This is a genomic window from Paenibacillus gyeongsangnamensis, from assembly GCF_027533625.1.
In the GTDB taxonomy this organism is placed as follows: Bacteria; Bacillota; Bacilli; order Paenibacillales; family NBRC-103111; genus Paenibacillus_G; species Paenibacillus_G gyeongsangnamensis.
Genome location: NZ_JAQAGZ010000001.1, coordinates 48,361 through 65,846, shown reverse-complemented (window position 1 = coordinate 65,846; position 17,486 = coordinate 48,361). Strand labels below are relative to the sequence as shown.

16 protein-coding genes and 5 pseudogenes are annotated in these 17,486 nt (G+C 43.8%); 2 read left to right on the top strand and 19 right to left on the bottom strand.

Going from position 1 to position 17,486, the window contains the following annotated elements:
• Window positions 1–27 precede the first annotated feature (27 nt).
• The 14 genes and pseudogenes from O9H85_RS37625 to O9H85_RS00270 form a co-directional block, all read right to left on the bottom strand.
• The gene (locus O9H85_RS37625; protein ID WP_409348077.1) at window positions 28–387 is read right to left on the bottom strand and encodes a LysR family transcriptional regulator substrate-binding protein; all 360 of its coding nucleotides are present in this window, start codon (window positions 385–387) and stop codon (window positions 28–30) included.
• Window positions 269–721 carry a LysR family transcriptional regulator gene (locus O9H85_RS00330; protein WP_269879279.1) on the bottom strand — a complete coding sequence of 151 codons (453 nt, stop codon included), beginning with the start codon at window positions 719–721 and terminating at the stop codon, window positions 269–271. The genes O9H85_RS37625 and O9H85_RS00330 overlap by 119 nt, the downstream gene beginning before the upstream one ends.
• A gap of 35 nt (window positions 722–756) precedes the next feature.
• Window positions 757–2,251 (bottom strand): annotated as a pseudogene (locus O9H85_RS00325) (sodium:solute symporter family protein).
• Window positions 2,251–2,418: a DUF3311 domain-containing protein gene (locus tag O9H85_RS00320; RefSeq protein ID WP_409348085.1), complete on the bottom strand. Its 168-nt coding sequence runs from the start codon at window positions 2,416–2,418 to the stop codon at window positions 2,251–2,253. Before O9H85_RS00320 ends, O9H85_RS00325 begins: the two are co-directional and overlap by 1 nt.
• A gap of 126 nt (window positions 2,419–2,544) precedes the next feature.
• Window positions 2,545–3,168 carry a LytR/AlgR family response regulator transcription factor gene (locus O9H85_RS00315; protein WP_269879278.1) on the bottom strand — a complete coding sequence of 208 codons (624 nt, stop codon included), beginning with the start codon at window positions 3,166–3,168 and terminating at the stop codon, window positions 2,545–2,547.
• Window positions 3,169–3,499: 331 nt separating this feature from the next.
• Window positions 3,500–3,580 (bottom strand): histidine kinase, encoded by an 81-nt coding sequence (locus O9H85_RS37620; RefSeq protein WP_409348084.1) that lies wholly within the window; start codon window positions 3,578–3,580, stop codon window positions 3,500–3,502.
• Between the two features lie 480 nt (window positions 3,581–4,060).
• Window positions 4,061–4,525 (bottom strand): annotated as a pseudogene (locus tag O9H85_RS00305) (LytS/YhcK type 5TM receptor domain-containing protein); the annotation flags it as partial.
• 414 nt (window positions 4,526–4,939) lie between these two features.
• Complete coding sequence (locus O9H85_RS00300) at window positions 4,940–6,097, bottom strand: ABC transporter ATP-binding protein (RefSeq protein ID WP_269879277.1); 1,158 nt, start codon at window positions 6,095–6,097, stop codon at window positions 4,940–4,942.
• Window positions 6,098–6,124: 27 nt separating this feature from the next.
• Window positions 6,125–6,943 carry a carbohydrate ABC transporter permease gene (locus O9H85_RS00295; protein ID WP_269879276.1) on the bottom strand — a complete coding sequence of 273 codons (819 nt, stop codon included), beginning with the start codon at window positions 6,941–6,943 and terminating at the stop codon, window positions 6,125–6,127.
• On the bottom strand, window positions 6,933–7,820 hold the full coding sequence (locus O9H85_RS00290; RefSeq protein ID WP_269879275.1) for a carbohydrate ABC transporter permease: 888 nt from the start codon (window positions 7,818–7,820) through the stop codon (window positions 6,933–6,935). Before O9H85_RS00290 ends, O9H85_RS00295 begins: the two co-directional genes overlap by 11 nt.
• Window positions 7,817–8,611, bottom strand: coding sequence for a sugar phosphate isomerase/epimerase family protein (locus tag O9H85_RS00285; protein ID WP_269879274.1), 795 nt, complete (start codon window positions 8,609–8,611; stop codon window positions 7,817–7,819). The genes O9H85_RS00290 and O9H85_RS00285 overlap by 4 nt, the downstream gene beginning before the upstream one ends.
• A 24-nt stretch (window positions 8,612–8,635) precedes the next feature.
• On the bottom strand, window positions 8,636–9,970 hold the full coding sequence (locus O9H85_RS00280; protein WP_269879273.1) for an ABC transporter substrate-binding protein: 1,335 nt from the start codon (window positions 9,968–9,970) through the stop codon (window positions 8,636–8,638).
• 115 nt (window positions 9,971–10,085) lie between these two features.
• Complete coding sequence (locus O9H85_RS00275; protein ID WP_269879272.1) at window positions 10,086–10,670, bottom strand: glycerol-3-phosphate responsive antiterminator; 585 nt, start codon at window positions 10,668–10,670, stop codon at window positions 10,086–10,088.
• A gap of 290 nt (window positions 10,671–10,960) precedes the next feature.
• A pseudogene (locus O9H85_RS00270) lies at window positions 10,961–11,419 on the bottom strand (MFS transporter); the annotation flags it as partial.
• A 168-nt stretch (window positions 11,420–11,587) separates the two neighbouring features.
• Between O9H85_RS00270 and O9H85_RS00265 the strand changes: the two are divergent.
• Window positions 11,588–12,067: a MarR family winged helix-turn-helix transcriptional regulator gene (locus tag O9H85_RS00265; protein WP_269879270.1), complete on the top strand. Its 480-nt coding sequence runs from the start codon at window positions 11,588–11,590 to the stop codon at window positions 12,065–12,067.
• Window positions 12,068–12,125: 58 nt separating this feature from the next.
• Here the strand turns inward: O9H85_RS00265 and O9H85_RS00260 are convergent, their stop codons facing one another.
• The 5 genes and pseudogenes from O9H85_RS00260 to O9H85_RS00240 form a co-directional block, all read right to left on the bottom strand.
• On the bottom strand, window positions 12,126–12,752 hold the full coding sequence (locus O9H85_RS00260; protein ID WP_269879269.1) for an FMN-dependent NADH-azoreductase: 627 nt from the start codon (window positions 12,750–12,752) through the stop codon (window positions 12,126–12,128).
• A gap of 46 nt (window positions 12,753–12,798) precedes the next feature.
• Window positions 12,799–13,134 carry a DoxX family protein gene (locus O9H85_RS00255; RefSeq protein WP_409348076.1) on the bottom strand — a complete coding sequence of 112 codons (336 nt, stop codon included), beginning with the start codon at window positions 13,132–13,134 and terminating at the stop codon, window positions 12,799–12,801.
• A 145-nt stretch (window positions 13,135–13,279) separates the two neighbouring features.
• Window positions 13,280–14,320 (bottom strand): annotated as a pseudogene (locus O9H85_RS00250) (alkene reductase); the annotation flags it as partial.
• 382 nt (window positions 14,321–14,702) lie between these two features.
• Window positions 14,703–14,894, bottom strand: coding sequence for a DoxX family protein (locus O9H85_RS00245; RefSeq protein ID WP_269879268.1), 192 nt, complete (start codon window positions 14,892–14,894; stop codon window positions 14,703–14,705).
• Between the two features lie 1,214 nt (window positions 14,895–16,108).
• Complete coding sequence (locus O9H85_RS00240) at window positions 16,109–16,249, bottom strand: hypothetical protein (protein WP_269879267.1); 141 nt, start codon at window positions 16,247–16,249, stop codon at window positions 16,109–16,111.
• Between the two features lie 726 nt (window positions 16,250–16,975).
• Between O9H85_RS00240 and O9H85_RS00235 the strand changes: the two are divergent.
• A pseudogene (locus O9H85_RS00235) lies at window positions 16,976–17,350 on the top strand (transposase); the annotation flags it as partial.
• Between the last annotated feature and the right edge of the window lie 136 nt (window positions 17,351–17,486).

The window sequence follows — 17,486 nt, the reverse complement described above, 5'->3', positions numbered from 1 at the left end:
CCCGTGTTTCTGGGATGGAATCGGGGGTTATTGATTTTCAACAGGAATAACTTGTAAATCATCACTTTTGTACATTTCAATCAATGTTTTAGACAGAATCGTCGCTCCCGCTCCGGATCTCACAAGGCCGAACAACGAATCAATTGTCGTGGTTTCAATCAGAGGCTGCAGATCAAATCCGGCGGAAGTGCATGTCCTATCAATCAATTGCCGACAACGGTGCGTTTCGGGAAACATAATGATGGGCGTGCTCTTAATTTCGTCAAAATCAATTTTTGCATGCCTGGCTAAGGGATGATCTGACGTAGCTACAAAAATAGAATTTTTCCCGGTATAGCGGTATCTTTTTGATTCGGTCGTCTTCCTGAGGCAGGATGGTGATTGCAAAATCAAGCTCATTTTGTAGAACACGCTCAACAATGTCCTCTACCCCAAAGATTTTAATCCGTACTTTCGGATAGTTGCGATGGAAATCCACCAATAATGTGGAGACCAACTGATTCAACTCGCCCGGCAAAGCCCCAATGGTTAGCGTGCCTCGCTCAATCTGCTGCAGTTCTTGGATTTGTTCTCGAGCACTGGAGAGATTGGTGAAAACCTTATTGCATTCTTTATAAAGAATCATTCCTGCTTCCGTAATCGCAATCTTTTTCCCAATTCGATCAAACAATGGAACACCTAACTCGTCCTCTATATCAACTGAAATAGCCCTAGGTTCCATGAAGGAACTTAGGGCCTTTTTGTTATACTCGCTTTCTACGATACCTTCTTCTTCAGAACATTCGGTTCCTTATTGCCAAAAATCGTCTCAGTAACAGGGTTAGTCCTCTGTGCCGCCCGCTTGGCAAATAGCGGGTTGATGATAATGATTACCGCTATATTGGCTGCAAGGCCCAAAAAGCCTTCATAGAAACCGTTTGTCTTTCCCGTTGCATAAACAAGAAACACGACGAACATCCCGGCAATGAATCCACTTAGAGCCGCTTCCTTGGACATGTTTCTCCAGTACAAACTAAACACAACGGCCGGGAAGATTTGCACGATGCCCGATACACCCATCAGTTGCAGAGATACCAGAGCATTGGGAAAGAGAACCCCGAACAACAGGGCCAGCCCGATCACCACAAAAACCATATACCGCGTCACGACGGTGAGGCTGTTTGGAGCCGTATCCGGTTTGATCCAATCCGGTTAATATTGTTTGCGAACAAATTCGAGGCCCCGATAGCCATAATGGAACACGGAACCAATGAAGCCGGGCAATGGTAGAGTAAGCCAAGCCTTGCGTAAATCCTCCGTAAGACATTTGAATCAAGTCCAGGAAGGCAAACCGCGGATCGGTCCCCTTCGGCACTACCAGATAAGCGGTAATCCCAAGGAACGTGACCAGCATTAATAAGATATTGTAAAACGGCAAAATAATCGCATTTTTACGCAAGGATTCCGCGCTTTTCGAACTAAATGTGCCTGTAACGGTATGCGGCCACATGAATAAAGCTAAAGCGGAAATGAGCGCGGCGGTCGAAAACCAAACGATTCCCTTCGGTCCGGACGCCGGCAGAGTCATCATGTTGGGCGCCTGCTCGATCGCTTTGTTGATCATATTTTCCCAGCTTCCAAAATAGATGGAAGGAAGAGAAATGACGAGAAAGAGCATGATCACCCAAACCAGAATATCTTTAATGATAGCCGTATAGGTCGGAGCTTTAATTCCGCTAAAGAACGTATAGAACGCGACCAGTAAAAAGGACACGACGACAACGACCGTGACGTTGATATACCCGCTGCCCGCAACCTTTAAAGTATCTTGGATCCCGCTCAGTTGCAAATCGATATACGGAATCAGCATGAGCACCCCGTTGACCGCAATAAGAATAGAAAACAATTTACTGTCGAAACGCCCTTTTATATAGTCGGACAGCGTCATAAATTTATGCTTGCTGGCAACCTTCCAAAGCTTCGGCAGAAAAAAATAAGCGAGAGGGTAGGCCAGTACAACGTAAGGGGTAGCAAAGAACGCTATGCTGCCTCCCTTAAAGGCCGTGCTGGTAAGCCCTAAAAACGTATAAGCCGTATATACATCCGCTCCTATTAAAAACCATACGAACAGAGCGCCTAATCTTCTTCCCCCAACGGACCACTCCTCAACGGAGCTTCTGGACTTCTTATTGTAGCCCGCGATAAATCCGACAATGACAACGGAGAGGACGATGAAAGAAGTTATGAGCAAAGCGGTCAAATTCCCATGCATCAGTCCATCTCTCCTTTCGATTTTTGTATCCGGTAAATGCCCCACGTACAAAGCGGAGTGAGAACCATCCAAATCAGAAGCCAAAAATGAAACAAAGGAAAACCAAGGATGACCGGATGCATTTTATTCACTAATGGCAACGCTACCAATTGTGCCAGAAAAGGAATAACCAGTAAAATACTGATTATAGCTTTCCCCCAACTATTATGATGGCTGTTGTGGGTTTATTATATCAAACATTTTTTTGAAGAAAGCACTTTCAACCTAAGATGCATGAAAGCGCTCTTAACATGTCATAACTCCAGCTTTAAACGCAGCTCCTTGACATAGTTGCGGCTGACAGGCACGACCGTACCGTTCTGATCGTTCAGGTGCAGATTGACGGCCCCGTTGAACCAATGTCTAAGCTCTTTAACATAATCCAAGTTGACGAGATAGCTTTTATGGGTACGAAAAAAAGAATACGATTGAAGCTTCTCCTCCAACTGCTGAAGGGTATAATTCGCCTCATATTTATTTTTCAAGGTATAAATGCTGACTGCTCGCCCTTCTTTGGCAATATAAACGATTTCACCGGGCGGGAGATAAATAACCTCGTCTCCTGTCTCGACGGCGAGCCTGGGCTTATAATCGGACGCTACAGCTGCGGGAGCCTTTTTACGGTTCAAGGAACGCTCGTAGGAATTCACCATCTGCACAAAATCTTCCGTATCATAAGGCTTCAAAATATAATGGAAAGCTCTATGCTTGAAGGCTTCGATCGCATATTGGTCATAGGCCGTTACAAACACGATTTCGGTATCCAGCTGGAGCTCGCGCAGAAGCTCGGCCACTTGAAGTCCCGTCAAATCCGGCAATTGAATGTCGAGAAAAACAAAATCGACCTTTAAGTCCTTCGCTTTTTTGATGGCCTCCATCCCGCTTGAGGCTTCTCCCGCCAAGCTTTAATTTTGGCACCTGTCCAATCGTATAGGCCAGCTCTTCGCGGGCCAACGGTTCGTCATCGACAATTAAAACTTGCCACGTCATCCTTTTACATCCTTTCCTTAGGTCTGAAAAAAAATACGCTCGTTCCATGATGAGGGGACGATTCAATCCGAAGCTGAGCCCGCTCCCCGAAATAATAATATAATCTCTGTTGAATATTGTAGAGTGCGAAACCCAGATGTTCGCCGTCTTTCCTGCTCTGCTGTTGAAATCCTTCCCCGTTATCCTGCACCCGAATCATGATCTCATCCTTTTGCTCTTTTACGGGCTCGCCTCTTCCTGGTTGGACCGGATAAGAGACTTAACGGCATTCAAAATATTAAAAAGGAAGTGCGGATTCATTTGCGCTTGTAAAGATTTGATTTCCGCCTGGTTAACGAGATGACCTTGGCGTTCCGCTTCCGAAAGAGCGTATTGCTGGGAGAACAGCTGGCTTAAGCCTTTGACAAGAGCGATGCTTCCGGTATTGTTCTTATCCTGCGCTCTTTCGTAGTATAAGGAAAAATGCCCGATGGTTTGCTGTTTTTGGATGATGGGCAGCTTCATGCTGTAAGAAGTCCTTTTTCCTTGGACAGCCGCTTCGTTCCGCTCATTCCAGAATGCGACTCCCACGGCATCGGTTCCCTCCAGCAATATGACGCAAATTTGCTCGGCAGCCTCGTGTAACGAGCCACGCCAATAGGACAAGGTTTGCTCTGCAATCTCCAGCGCTTTTCTTGCATAGGCGGCCCCGATCCGCTCCTCCTCTCGCTCTACCTGAATCAAAACGGCAAAAAACATGGCAACGCCGAGACTGTTTGATAAAATCTGGGGTATTCCGATTAATTGGACAAGCGATAGGGCCTGGCTCCATGGCCGGGCCAGCAGCAGGATTAGGGCCATTTGAAGAACCTCCGCCAGAAAACCAACAAAGAAACCCATTTTCACTGAAGAAACAAGTCAGTAATGCTTACGGACCGAATTTTTTAAAAAGCCTGCTATCACTCCTTGTAAAATAGGAGCGATCATACAAGGTAGCGCAACAAATCCACCCATCGAATAACGATGAATTCCGGCGATAGTTCCTACAACGAGCCCCGCTTTCCAGCCTCCGAGCAGTCCTGCAATGACTACACCGATGGTTCTCGAATTCGCTATAGCCTCTTCTCTGGATACATGCTGGGTCCAAGGCTCGGCCATATAACCCAAACCGGTAACCCGTACCCCCGAATAGGTCCCCAATATGGCAAAAAAGCTAAACAAGATCACGAACCATCCTAAATTTCTTCGCTCCTCCCTGAACTGCATGAAATGCCGGAGCCTTTGCTGCCTGGAAACAAGAAATGCCGTGGCAATAAGAAAGCCCATCCGTTCGATTTGGTCCAAAAAGAGATAAAGCAAATTCGTTCACCCCCTTCCATGCTTTTATTGTAACCTTTTTATGTGCCAAGATGTGTGGTGTCATAGAAATACAGCCAACTCCCAACTTCTTAAGACAATATTTAGCTAAATTACTACTAAGACGGTATAGGGCATACAATAGCACCTTAACCGCCATTCGTACAATCATCTTGATTACCTATCTTTGCAGAGTGTCGATATTGTCAGTGAATGTTTGTTCTACGTAAATAAGGCACTAAGGGATCTTGATATCAAGATCCCTTAGTGCCTTAATTTTTTGACTGAAATATGAACCTCAAGTCAATATCCAACTCCCATTCCTTATTGGGCAATCCCTTGCGGAAGATACTCGGTGTTCTGCGATCGATCCCTTTCAAAGAGAGCAATCCGCTGTTCCCCTTCTCCGGCATCAAAAAAATGAAGATGCTCGAATGACGCCGTGATCGTGACATTGGAATGAGGAGAAACACCCGCCGGGGTAGGCGTTGCAATTAGCAGACGCTGCTGCTGCACGGCAACATGATGAACATACTGCGCACCCAAATATTCCGTACGCAAATACTCGCCTTTGACGGAAAAACCAGATGATCTTGGCTCGACACCCAGCTGCAGTTTTAACGCTTCCGGCCGGATTCCGAGCAAAACTTGGCGGCCCGACTGCCGCACGAGTTCTGCCCGAATCACGTTCGGCAAGATAATCTCCTGTTCCGCAAATAACAATCCGTTGTCGCTCATTTGAACCGAAACGACGTTCATCGGCGGATTGCCGATAAAGGTTGCTACAAACTTGTTCGCAGGGCGGTTGTAGATATCATCCGGAGAGCTGATCTGCTGAACCTGCCCCTTTCGCAGCACTGCGATCCGATGGCCGATAGTCATCGCCTCCACCTGATCATGAGTGACATAGATCATCGTTGTCGGATACGTTTCGTGCAGCTCCACCAATTCGTTGCGGGCATTCGTCCGTAATTGCGCGTCCAAATTCGATAGCGGCTCATCCAGCAAAAAATAAGGAGACTGCTGCGCGATAGCCCTGCCCAGAGCGACACGCTGACGCTGTCCTCCTGAAAGCTCGCGCGGTTTTCTTTTCAAAAGGTGACCCAGTTCCAGTTTATCGGCAATTTCCTGGATCCTTCTGGTCATTTCCGTTTTGGGTACTTTACGCAGCTTGAGTGAAAATGCCATATTGTCAAATACCGTCATATGCGGATATAATGCGTAATTCTGAAACACCATGGATACGTTGCGTTCGCTGGCATCCATGCCGTTCACTTTTTTGCCACCCATGTAGATGTCCCCGGACGAAACTTGCTCAAGTCCCGCGATTAACCGCATGATCGTCGTTTTGCCGCAGCCGGATGGCCCGAGCAGCACCAGCCTTTCGCCGCTTATAATGTCCAGGTCAAGCGAAGGAATGATCGTTTCCGCCCCGAATGTTTTACGAACTGCTTCGAACCGGATACCGAATTGATTATGCAAGAATATCACCTTCATTCGTTTATGGTACTATCCTTTGACTCCCGTACTAATAAAGCTGTTAATGATTTGCCTGTTCACGATAAGGAAAGCGATCAAAGGCGGTACGGAAGCGAGCGTTGCGACCGCCATCATCGGCCCCCAGGAAGTCCCGCCTTCGCCACTGATAAACAACTGAATGGCGAGCGGGATCGTCAGCATATTTTTATTGTTAATGACAAGAAGCGGCCAGAAATACTCATTCCACACATTGATAAAAATCAAAACGCCCAGTGCGAAAAAAGTCGGCCGCACAACGGGAAACGCAATACGCCATAAAATATGCCATTCCCCGGCCCCTCCCACTTTCGCCGATTCGTACAGACTGGCCGGTATCGTGCGAAACGTTTGCCGCAGCAAAAACACACCCATGCCGCTCGCCAATTGCGGAGCAACCAAACCGGCATATGAATCCAGCCATCCCAGCTTGCTGATCAAGAGGTAATTGGGAAGCATAGTCACCTGGATCGGAATCAGCATGCTTGCAACGACGACATAAAATAAAAACTGCCGGCCTTTAAAATCAAACCGGGTGAAGGCATAGGCCGCCAAAATGCTGGTAAATAACTGAAAGGCGGTAACCAAACAGGCGACAAGAAGCGAATTCATAAAATATTGGAACATCGGAACCGAATTCAGTACATAGATGATATTTTCCAATGTGAATGGATGCGGAATGGGGTTCAAAAAATCCCCGAATATTTGGTCCGCCTGTTTAAACGTAGTCGTAATCATCCAAACGAGCGGAAAAAAGCTGCAGAATAGGCAGATCCATAGAAGCACATTCCAGCCGTTCAGCTTAATTCTCATAATACGCCCTCCGATCCATGACCAGAGCCTGTACGATGATGAGAAGAAGGAAAGCGATAAAGGTTATAATGGCCGTTGCCGATGCAAGTCCGCTTTTGAAAAATTGAAAACCGTACTGATAGACGAGAAACACCAAATTGCTCGTGGATTGATTCGGCCCGCCATTGGTCAGCATTTCTACCGGCACGAATACATCCTGGATACCGACGACGATCGCCGTCACAAAAACATAAATCAAAGTTCCCGATGCCATAGGAATGATAATTTTACGCAGCAGCCCGAAATTCGACCTAAGCCCCTGCACCCGGGCGGATTCGCTCATTTCTTGCGGTATGGCAAGTAGGCCGGCCAGAAGCACGATAAAATTGTAGCCGAACTCTTTCCATGTAACGGAAAGGCTTACGGCCCATTTGGCCCAAAACGGATCGCTGAGCCAGTTCACTCCGGAGATCCCAACAGCCGCGAGCGTGTGATTGATGACACCGATCACCGGATTCAGCAGCCATAAAAATACGATCGAGGAGACGGAAAGAGACAGTACAGTCGGTGTAAAAATGGCTCCTTTATAAAAAGAAGCCCACTTCGAATTTGCTCGGGTCACGGCGAAAGCAACAAGAAACGGAGCCGCAAATAAACCGATAAGTAGAATAAGGGCATAAAAACCTGTATTTTTGACCGCGATCCAGAATTCATCGCTCGTCAGCAAGTTAGTGTAGTTGGACAGTCCGACCCATTTTGGGTTCGGACTGACCATATTCCACTGCAGGAAACTAATTTGCAGCGACCGGTATAACGGGTAATAGACGAAAACAAGCAGAGGAAGCAGAGCCGGTAAAATATAAACATAAGGCCGAACTTTTCTCCAAACAGACTTCATTGCGCGGTTTGAGCCTCCAACTCGTGTTCGATTATTCCGACATGTTCCAGAAGAATCTCAGTTGGAGTCTCTTCTTTGTATTCAAGAATCGCGCGGTACGAGTGCTTGATCCCCCGCAATGCTTCCCAGATCGACTTCCAATCTATGGTTCCGTGCCCGACAGGTTGATGCAGGTCGTGATGACCGTCATTGTCGTGCAGGTGAACCGCACATAATCCCGTTCCAAGTTCCCGAATGACAGATGGAGTATCCCATCCGTTAATATGCGCATGACCGACATCCACCAGAGCCTTGATGCTCGGAATCTCTTCGAACAAGCGTACAAATTCCTCCTGATCAAACAAGGCGAAACTTCCGAGTCCGACGTTCTCCACGGCCATGTCAATACCGAGCTTATGGGCTTCTTCGCCCAATCTCATCAAATTCTCTTTGGCCACCTGCTGGGATTCGCGGCGCAGGAACACCGGTGTCGAGTATAGGCTCGGATGAATAACGACCTGCTCGGCTCCGATAATCTTGGACCATTTCAGGCATTCCTTATAGACCTCAAAGGAATATTCGCGAATGACGCCGAAGCGTGGGGTAGCCAAATTCAATTCCCAAATCGGCGCATGTACGCTTAGAGGTCCCACGTGGCTATCGAACCTGTGACATTCTTGCTCCCAATTGAGCGGTTCTCTCCAGTTCGGCCCATCCATTGAAATTTCAATGCCGCCCTTCCAGCGGTCCAACAATTCCACGGCATCGTCCACACGATGCATATAAGGTAGCAGATTAATAAATGGTTTCATCTCAAAAAACCTTCCTCCATCAGATTATTGAAGCAATTTATTTACTTTATCCGCCGCGTTTTTCAGCGCTGTCGCAGCGTCCGATTTGCCCGTCAAAATTTCGTCGCGCGCGTCGATCAACGCTTGTTCGGCCTGCAGCCCGTTAGCACCAGGGAAGTTGACCCACGGAACTACGCCGTTCATCTGCTCAAGGGCCGGTTTCATTAACGGATTTGTTTCGAGGAAAGACTTCAGTCCATTCGGGTCTTCAGCCACTCCTTTGCGCGGAGGCAAATAGCCGGTTGCTTTCGTCCATGTGGCCAAAGATTCAGGAGATTCCATAAACTTGATAAATTCCCATGCAGCCGCTTGTTTGTTCGGATCTTTGGAGAAGATGAACAAGGCATTGCCGCCCGCCGGAATGCTGCGTTTCTTGTCTCCAAATGTTGGGAACAACGTCGTACGCAGGTCAAATTTGCTTTGCTTTTGCAAGCTTTCGCGCTTGGCAATCGTTGTGACAACCATCGCCACTTTACCGCTGCTGAACGCCTGAAGCCCTTCTTCCCATTTGGCGTGCAGCGCCAGCTTGTCCTTCACCATGTCGCCCATCATTTGATACGCCTGAATCACTTCAGGATTATCGAATGCTGCTTTTGGCTTTCCGTTTTCCGTTTTCAACCATTCCCCGCCGTTCGATTTCCCCAAGGCATATTGAGCCCAGTTATCGGGCGGTTCCTGAATGTAAAGTCCGTAATTCCCCGTTTTTTCCTTCACCAGAGCACTTAATTTCCGAACCTCGTCCCATGTTTTAGGCGGATTGTTTGCATCCCAGCCCACCTGTTTTAAAAGATCGGCATTATAATACATAACCGGATTACTTACGGAATAAGGAAGGCCAACGACTTTCCCGTCTTTCGATTGCCCAAGCTGAATGATATTGGACAGATAATTGTCTTTAATGAAATTCGGTTCTTTTTTATCGTTTTTGGCAGCATCCTCAACCGAGGTAAACGGAACATTCTCCGTCACATAAGAAATAAAGTTGTAACCGATCTGCGCTACATCCGGCGGAGTGCCACCACTAATGGCAGCTTGCGCTTTTTGCAGCAGCCCCGGGTAGTTGCCCGGTTGATATTTGTCGACAACCTGAATATCTTTATGCGTATCATTGAACTTTTTGACCAGCTCTTTTACGCCATCTCCGCCAAAATCCTGCGAATTCACATGCCAGTATTCAATCGTAACAGGCCCGGTCGGGGCGGTTCCGGCATTCGCTGAAGCACCGCTTGATGTGGCAGTCCCTTTTCCACACCCTGCAAGCGTTAATGTCAAACCCAGGGCGATACATGATGTTAATGTCGTCGTTTTCCATTTACCCATGTCGATTCTCACTCTCCTGTTAGATGTATAGGTTCAGTTCCAATACCTAGTGTATATAACAAATGTAAGTTTAATATTTTCTCGGCGAAGAATTATGTTAACTAGGTGTTAATGTTTATCCGTTAGTCAGATCCGCCCCCCACAACTCCGGATTCCCCGTAGATACCGCTAAGGCCCCTTTTTGGATAGGAGCGATCATTTGCTCCCGTGTACTGATCAACCAGCCGGTAATGATAGGAATATCCGTTTGTTTTTTTATCGTAGCCACCATATCCGGAAGCAAGCCCGGCAATAGCTCAATGGCATCCGGCTTCGTCTCCTGAAACGACTCCATGCCGGTGTGCAATGCATCGAAATCGATAAGAAAGAGTCGCTGGATCGTTAGCAGATTCAGTTTTTTGGCTTGCTGGATCACTGTATTTTTGGTGCTGATAATCCCGGTCGGTTTGATATAATTGGAAATAAATTCAAGACTTTCTCTGTTCGATTGAAGCTCGCGAATCTTTTCCATATGCAAAAACACAAAGAGGTTGTGAGATTTGTAAAAATCAACATAGCGCTTAATCATGCCGATATTTCCGGCAAAAAGAAATACCCCGCTCACTTGATGTTCAAGCACTTTCTCAATATGCTTGACTTGCGTTACGGAAGCGACTTTCTTATATTTTGCAAGTGACAAGTAAAACTCTTCTTTCCTCAACCTAATCACCTCCTTATCGCACTAAGCAAAAAAACCTATAGCAAGAGAAGACCAAAAGAATGGTTCATCTCACTATAGGTTTCTTATATCTCCAACCCAAACTTATATATTCACTTGTCATTATTAGAATACAACCGTATTGTTATGAGGGTATCATCGACATGTTGAATTTTTGTAAAACCTGCTTTGGTTCAAAAAAAATCCCTTCATCAAAACGATGATGGAATCTGTTACAATACAAGCCGACTTAACCTTTCAGCGGTTTGATATCGCCAACTGGAGGTATGTTAAGAGAAGCTTCTATTTGCAAAGATTTCCGGCTGATTAAAAGGATTGGATACCGCACGGACTCTCACGATAAATAAAGCCAGCATGATTGCCCCGACGACGAATAGCAGCCTCCAACTTCCGAAGTTCGAGATCAAACCCGCGATAATCGGTCCAAGTGCACTGCCGAGAGCAAGTCCGATTGCCGATGTACCAAGCGCTCTTCCGCGCTTCTCGGGAGCGAAATATCGAGTGGGAATTATCATCGCTGTCGCGGGAAGTACCCCGGCCCCGGAAGCTTGCAGTACACGACCGAGAACAACCATCCAGTAATCGAAAGCTAGCATACCAACGAAAGAGCCAAAGGCAAAAAGAATAAGTCCGAACGTTTTAAACATCGTCCCGTTCATGACAGAGAATATCAATGCAACGACCAGAATACGCAGCAGCCTATCACCATTCTTTACCGCTGTATCATTCATAATTATTCCCTCCCCCTGTTTTTTCATTACTAAGGATGCACATTCGGAAGAAGTTATAGTTGTATTAGTGACTTCATCAAACTAATCGGGTTATAATGAATTATTAAAGAACAAGTGTACAGAAATCGTAAGTATCCAATCATTATTAATAAAAGGAGCCCTGTTCATATGTCAATCCATTTCAAAGATCCTCAAGCGATTGATGTTATTCATATATTGGTTAGAGCGACTCACTCTATCCAAAGAGAATTTAAGACGCAATTTTCTTCACTTGACATCCCTTTTCAAATAACCGGTCCCCGCTTACGCGTGCTGTCTACTGTATCGGAGGTAGGAAAAATCCGAATGAATGAATTGGCGGCTAAACTGGGTATTCAAGCAAGAACCGTTACCGACTTAGTAGACGCGCTTGAAAAAGATAACCTCCTTATCCGATCTCCTGATCCGACGGACCGCAGGGCAACTCGTCTTCAGCTTACGGAACTGGCACAGGCCCATCTAAGTGAAGCTCTTTCGAAACAGACAGAAATAGCAGAAAAGTTAGTTCAAGGCCTAACACAGGAGCAACGCTCACAGTTCCTGGAATTGTTGTTACATCTATTTAACGAAAAGGAACTACCCAGTGCTTGCGAAGATGATTTGAATTAACCATGAGATATGAGAAAGGCAACCCTGCATCAATAACTTGGGTTGCCTCTTTTTATTCTTAAAATAACTTGGCGGCATCGCGTGCGTTACGAATACCAGCTTGAATAATGTTTTCACTCCTATCAGAATATTGATGGTGCCCCTCGATAATAACGGTTGTGATATCGTGAATTCCGTATAACTTCATAATTCTGGTAACATAATTTACAGCCATTTCGTTTGAAGCCAATGGTTCTTCGGAATAATCGCCACCTCTTGCACATAACAATGCAACCTTTTTGTCTCCCGCTAGTCCGATAGAACCTTGAGAAGTATATTTGAACGTTTTTCCTGCCCGACTCAAATAATTGATATAAGTAAGAAGCACTGCCGGCACCGTCATATTCCACAGCGGAAAACCGAATACGATTTTATCAACGCTTAAAAATTGATCAAGATAGCGGTCTGCAATATCTTTCAGTTCAGCTTCTTTTGACGTAAGTTGCATTCCTTGAGCTGCTTTGAAAATTCCGCTGAGCATTTGTCCATCAAAATAAGGAAGGTTTTCGTGAAACAAATCCAATTCGAGAATTGTATCCTTAAGATGGGATTCGATATAAGCTTTGCGAAAGGAATCGTACAATTGCATGCTCACCGCTTGTTCAATAGGACGATTATTAGCTTTTACAAAAAGAACAGTACTCATTATTTGTCATCTCCTGATGGATTGTGGATATAATAAAAAAAACATTTCAGATGAAAACATCTCTTAGCTCGGAAAAGTATAAAAATGATAATGTAATGGATACTATCATTAAAAGTAACGGAGCAGCCCATCGCTTCAACGGGTCACCAACGCGTAAATGAAACAATATAGCACCTAGCATCGTACAAGCTATCCATAATGTTGATATTGAGAGAGAACCTTTATTCCAAAAGCCCGCAATCAGTCCTGCAACGCCAATCAATTGCACAAATCCTGTAAATGTTCTGAACCATTGTGGCAGCTTTAAATGATTAAACGCTTCGACCTGCATGGTCGCACCAGCAATTTTACTCAGAATGCTAAAGAAAAAAACAAGAATCAAAAGACTTTGTACTATAACAGTTAGAATATTCGCGACTCCCTCTTTCTACCGTTTGGTTTCCTTAGCGGATAGCCCACAACATAATATAAAACCGCCGTTACGAACCGCATTTTAGAAGGATTTTATATTCCTTTTTTTTACACTTTCAGATAAGGATAGGAAGATGTTTCGCTCCATCATATTCAATGAGTTCTTCACCATGCTTAATACGATTTAGAAAATCTGGATTGGCAATAAGCGGACGACCAAATGCAGCCAGATCAATTGTTCCTTCTTCCAAAGCTTGTTCAGCTGTTTCGGCAGTTAAATTACCTACACCGATGATTACACCATCCCAATACTTTCTGACGAGCTGATGCAAGGTTTTTCCGTCAGCTATCACTTGAGTGAAATCCATAGTAGATGGATGAATGATAGTTGCTCCTACTTTTTTAAACGCTTCTACAAAAGTACGGATTGTCAATTCAGGATCTTCCCACATATCGAGAGGATTACCGGTTCCGAATGTAGAAAAACGCATAATGGTACGATCTGTACCAATTGCATCAATCACTGCACCGAACACTTCTTTCATAAGGGTAAGCCGCTCTTTTAAGTCACCACCATATTTGTCTGTCCGTTTGTTGGTACCTTCCCAATTGAATTGGCTGATTAGGTACTCATGAGCACCGTGAATCTCCACACCATCAAAACCAGCTTCAATGGCGTTTTTGGCTGCCTGTGCAAACTGATTGATTACTTCTTTAATATCATCCTTGCTCATTTCTTCTGGCATATCATAAGGTTTACGAAAACGTGGTATAAGACCTTCGGCACGAATAGCAGAAGGGGCTTGGGGAAGCATACCAGCAGTTAATTCATGATGAGATGCACGACCTACATGCCAAATCTGCGCAATAATCGTTCCACCCTCTTTATGAACCGCTTCGGTCACTTTTTTCCAAGCAGTAATTTGTTCTGCTGTATAAATACCGGGTACTCCAGGATTTCCCTTCGCACGTGGGCTAATGACAACGCCCTCAGTAATAATCAATCCGACTCCATCTGCAGCTCGCTTACGATAATATTCTACTACCTCAGGAGTAATAACTCCTGTTTGATCATCAGCAAAGCAGCGAGTCATAGGAGCCATTGCCGTGCGTGTGTGCAGATGCCACGCTCCGATTTTAACAGGGTCATACAACCTTTGGGGGAATTTTGTCATGATTTTGTCTCCTTATTTATATGTGATTAAATCTCTATGAGTCTATTCTTAAAAAATATTTATGCAGACATGTTAATTGCTTTTTCAATCTGCTCATGTCTCTTCTTAAAGACATAATCTCAAGTGGATTCAACCTTGTACGTTAGTACGTTAGATGGTAAAGAATGAATTTAATCTGTGTATCTACAAAAAACTCTTCTCTCTTCTACAGTAAGGTAAATCATAGACTCTCTTTAAGACTGTGCCGTCAGCCAAAGTCGGGTACGTAATCGACTTTACCTGCCCGTTCGCATAGTAGTCGTACGTTGCGTTGGCCGTCGCGGCGGTGTTCGCTGCAGACTGCCCATCCACAGCATCGTACAAGCTATCCATAATGTTGATATTGAGAGAAAACCTTATTCCAAAAGCCCGCAATCAGTCCTGCAACGCCAATCAATTGTACAAATCCTGTAAATGTTCTGAACCATTGTGGCAGCTTTAAATGATTAAACGCTTCGACCTGCATGGTCGCACCAGCAATTTTACTCAGACTGCTAAAGAAAAAAACAAGAATCAAAAGACTTTGTACTATAACAGTTAGAATATTCGCGACACCCTCTTTCTACCATTTGGCCTCCTTAGCGGATAGCTCACTTAATGGTGTATTATTATATTGAGTAAACACATAATGAGAATACACAGTATATTTCGAGATGTCAAGATGGATCTTTTTATGAAACAATCCGATAGTCCCTTAGCAACAAAGTCACTTGCCCACTAAATCATAGAACCCACATTTTCAAAAGAAATTCTAGCGAAATATCTGTTTCCGTTCTTATCACAAAATATTCGATCTGACACCACACATATAGCCGTGTGTGTTGTCAGAATTACAGAGAAATATGAGTTCAAAAAACCTTGATGCGTCAACGTTACCACGGCATTATATTTTTGCCCCAAGTAATCTCGTTCGCCAAGCAGAACCAGAAATCCACCTCATCGTCGTGCACACCAGCTAGTGTGAAGAAACCCTTGCGTTGATATGCATATTCATGCATAATTATTCATTTCTCAATTACTATGATTATCTCTCTCTCTAATTTTGAAAATACTCTCAGCAATTATGACAACACACACCAAGTGTGTGGCGTCATAATTATTGAGAAAATTAACTTGAGAATCGTTGATTTAACAAGGGTCGTTTTCATAATTAATGATAAATATATAAAGGTATACTTTTCAGGAAGATCCATTTTTTCATAATTGTTGAGACTATCCACTACTGAGAAACCGTATTATTATTCATGTAAATGCATGATTTTTATAAGCAAATCAGCCATGTAAAAAGAAACAATAAAAAACACGATACCATTTTTCGGTATCGCGTTTTTATTTATACCATTGTTTGATAAATTTTTTTCTAGTATTACTTTTTCTCTACTAAGCTATCCTATTTGGGATGAGTTCCAAAAATAAAAAAGCACTTTTTTCATAATTTAAACGCTATTGATATTGTAAATTCCAAATATTTCATAAAGGAAATGTATATTAACGAAGCCGAGCTAAGCTCTATCAAACCTTCTCTATTAAAATTCAACATTAAGTAATACATACTTCATCGAGGTTCTTGAAAGTATTATTTATTACAAGTTATTTATAATTTGAAAGCTTCAATAATTACATTTTATCCAATTACAAATAAAAGAGTCTTGCAATGATAGATGTTAGATACATGTTGCAACATAGCAAGAGAACTATTAAATTATTCAGTATTGTTTACTTCCGATAACATCACTCTAGTTTAGTTAACAAGTCAAATCCCATGATTTCCCTAGTAAGTGGATCTATAACAAGTCTAATTTGTGGTCTTAATCCTTCAACACTAACATCAAGTTCAAATGCCTCTGTTATTAATTGTTCCTTCTGTTCCATTCATTTGTCTCCTATTCAAATAATCATGTTATAATAATAATTATTACCAGAAATTTTATTATCTAAACCGCCGTCCATTCTTCCCATTCCTTAATCTTTAACATTGAAGGCATGAGGGATTGGCTTTATGATTTTTGCCCCCATCTTCCAGTGTGTTCGAATCCATGGATCAAATGGCGAGCCGTCCTCTCGTTTCTTGTAGATGTAATCTTCAAAAGGTACTAACGGATAATCCATTTTAAAACTTGGACGTACCGGGATTATTAACTTTTGAAGACCTTTCTTTTTGACTAACTCTTTAAATTCTTATAAAAGAATTCGACTCAATTGTCGGGTGACAAATATGTTTTGAAGTGAATAAAGTCAGTGTTATCAAGGGTTTGCAGGAAAATCACTCTTTTTTTAGTTACAAATTAAGTTTTGAAGTGAAAATAAGGACTGCAATATATAGTTACAAATTAAGTTTCGAAGCGGGTAGAGAGAGGTTTTGCTGCCGTGATGTGCGATCTTGACTTATACAAATTTTTATGGAGGACACTGTCACTTAACCCATAAGTTTGCCGTTTTGACATGCTTATGCTTCCAATTTACTGTGGCAAAATTATGCTTCCAAAAAAAGGGGTGTAATAAGACACACCTATAAAAAGAATGGACATGTAATGAAAAATTTTCAGAATGGCTCAGTTTTGATTTAATCGCAGTGGCTCAAAATTATCTTGACGAAAACATATGGCTATTCGAAAGGCTCGGCAAGGCAAGAAAGGCGTTGGCGCGAACCAGACGGACACCTACTTTTTCGACATCGAGAAATGCAAGCGTTGTCCGCTAAAGGAAGGCTGCTACAAAGAGGGTGCTAAAAGCAAAACCTACTCTGTGAGCATTAAGTCCGACGAGCATTCGGAACAAATGGCATTCCAAGAAACGGAGTATTTCAAAGTAAAAGCCAAGGAACGCTACAAAATTGAAGCCAAAAACAGTGAACTCAAACACGGACACGGGTACGATGTCGCCACATCCTCGGGTCTGCTTGGTATGCAATTGCAAGGAGCCATGTCCATATTTGCAGTGAATCTAAAGCGAATATTGAAATTAACGGATTGAAATCTAGGGTTGATATCCCCGAATAAGACCTAAAAAAGAAGACATCTCCCCAAAAATTTGGGTAGATGTCTTCTTTGATTATGAGCTTGCCGCCGAAGAAGAAAAACAGTAAGTTCTTCAGTGGCCTCTCTTTCAG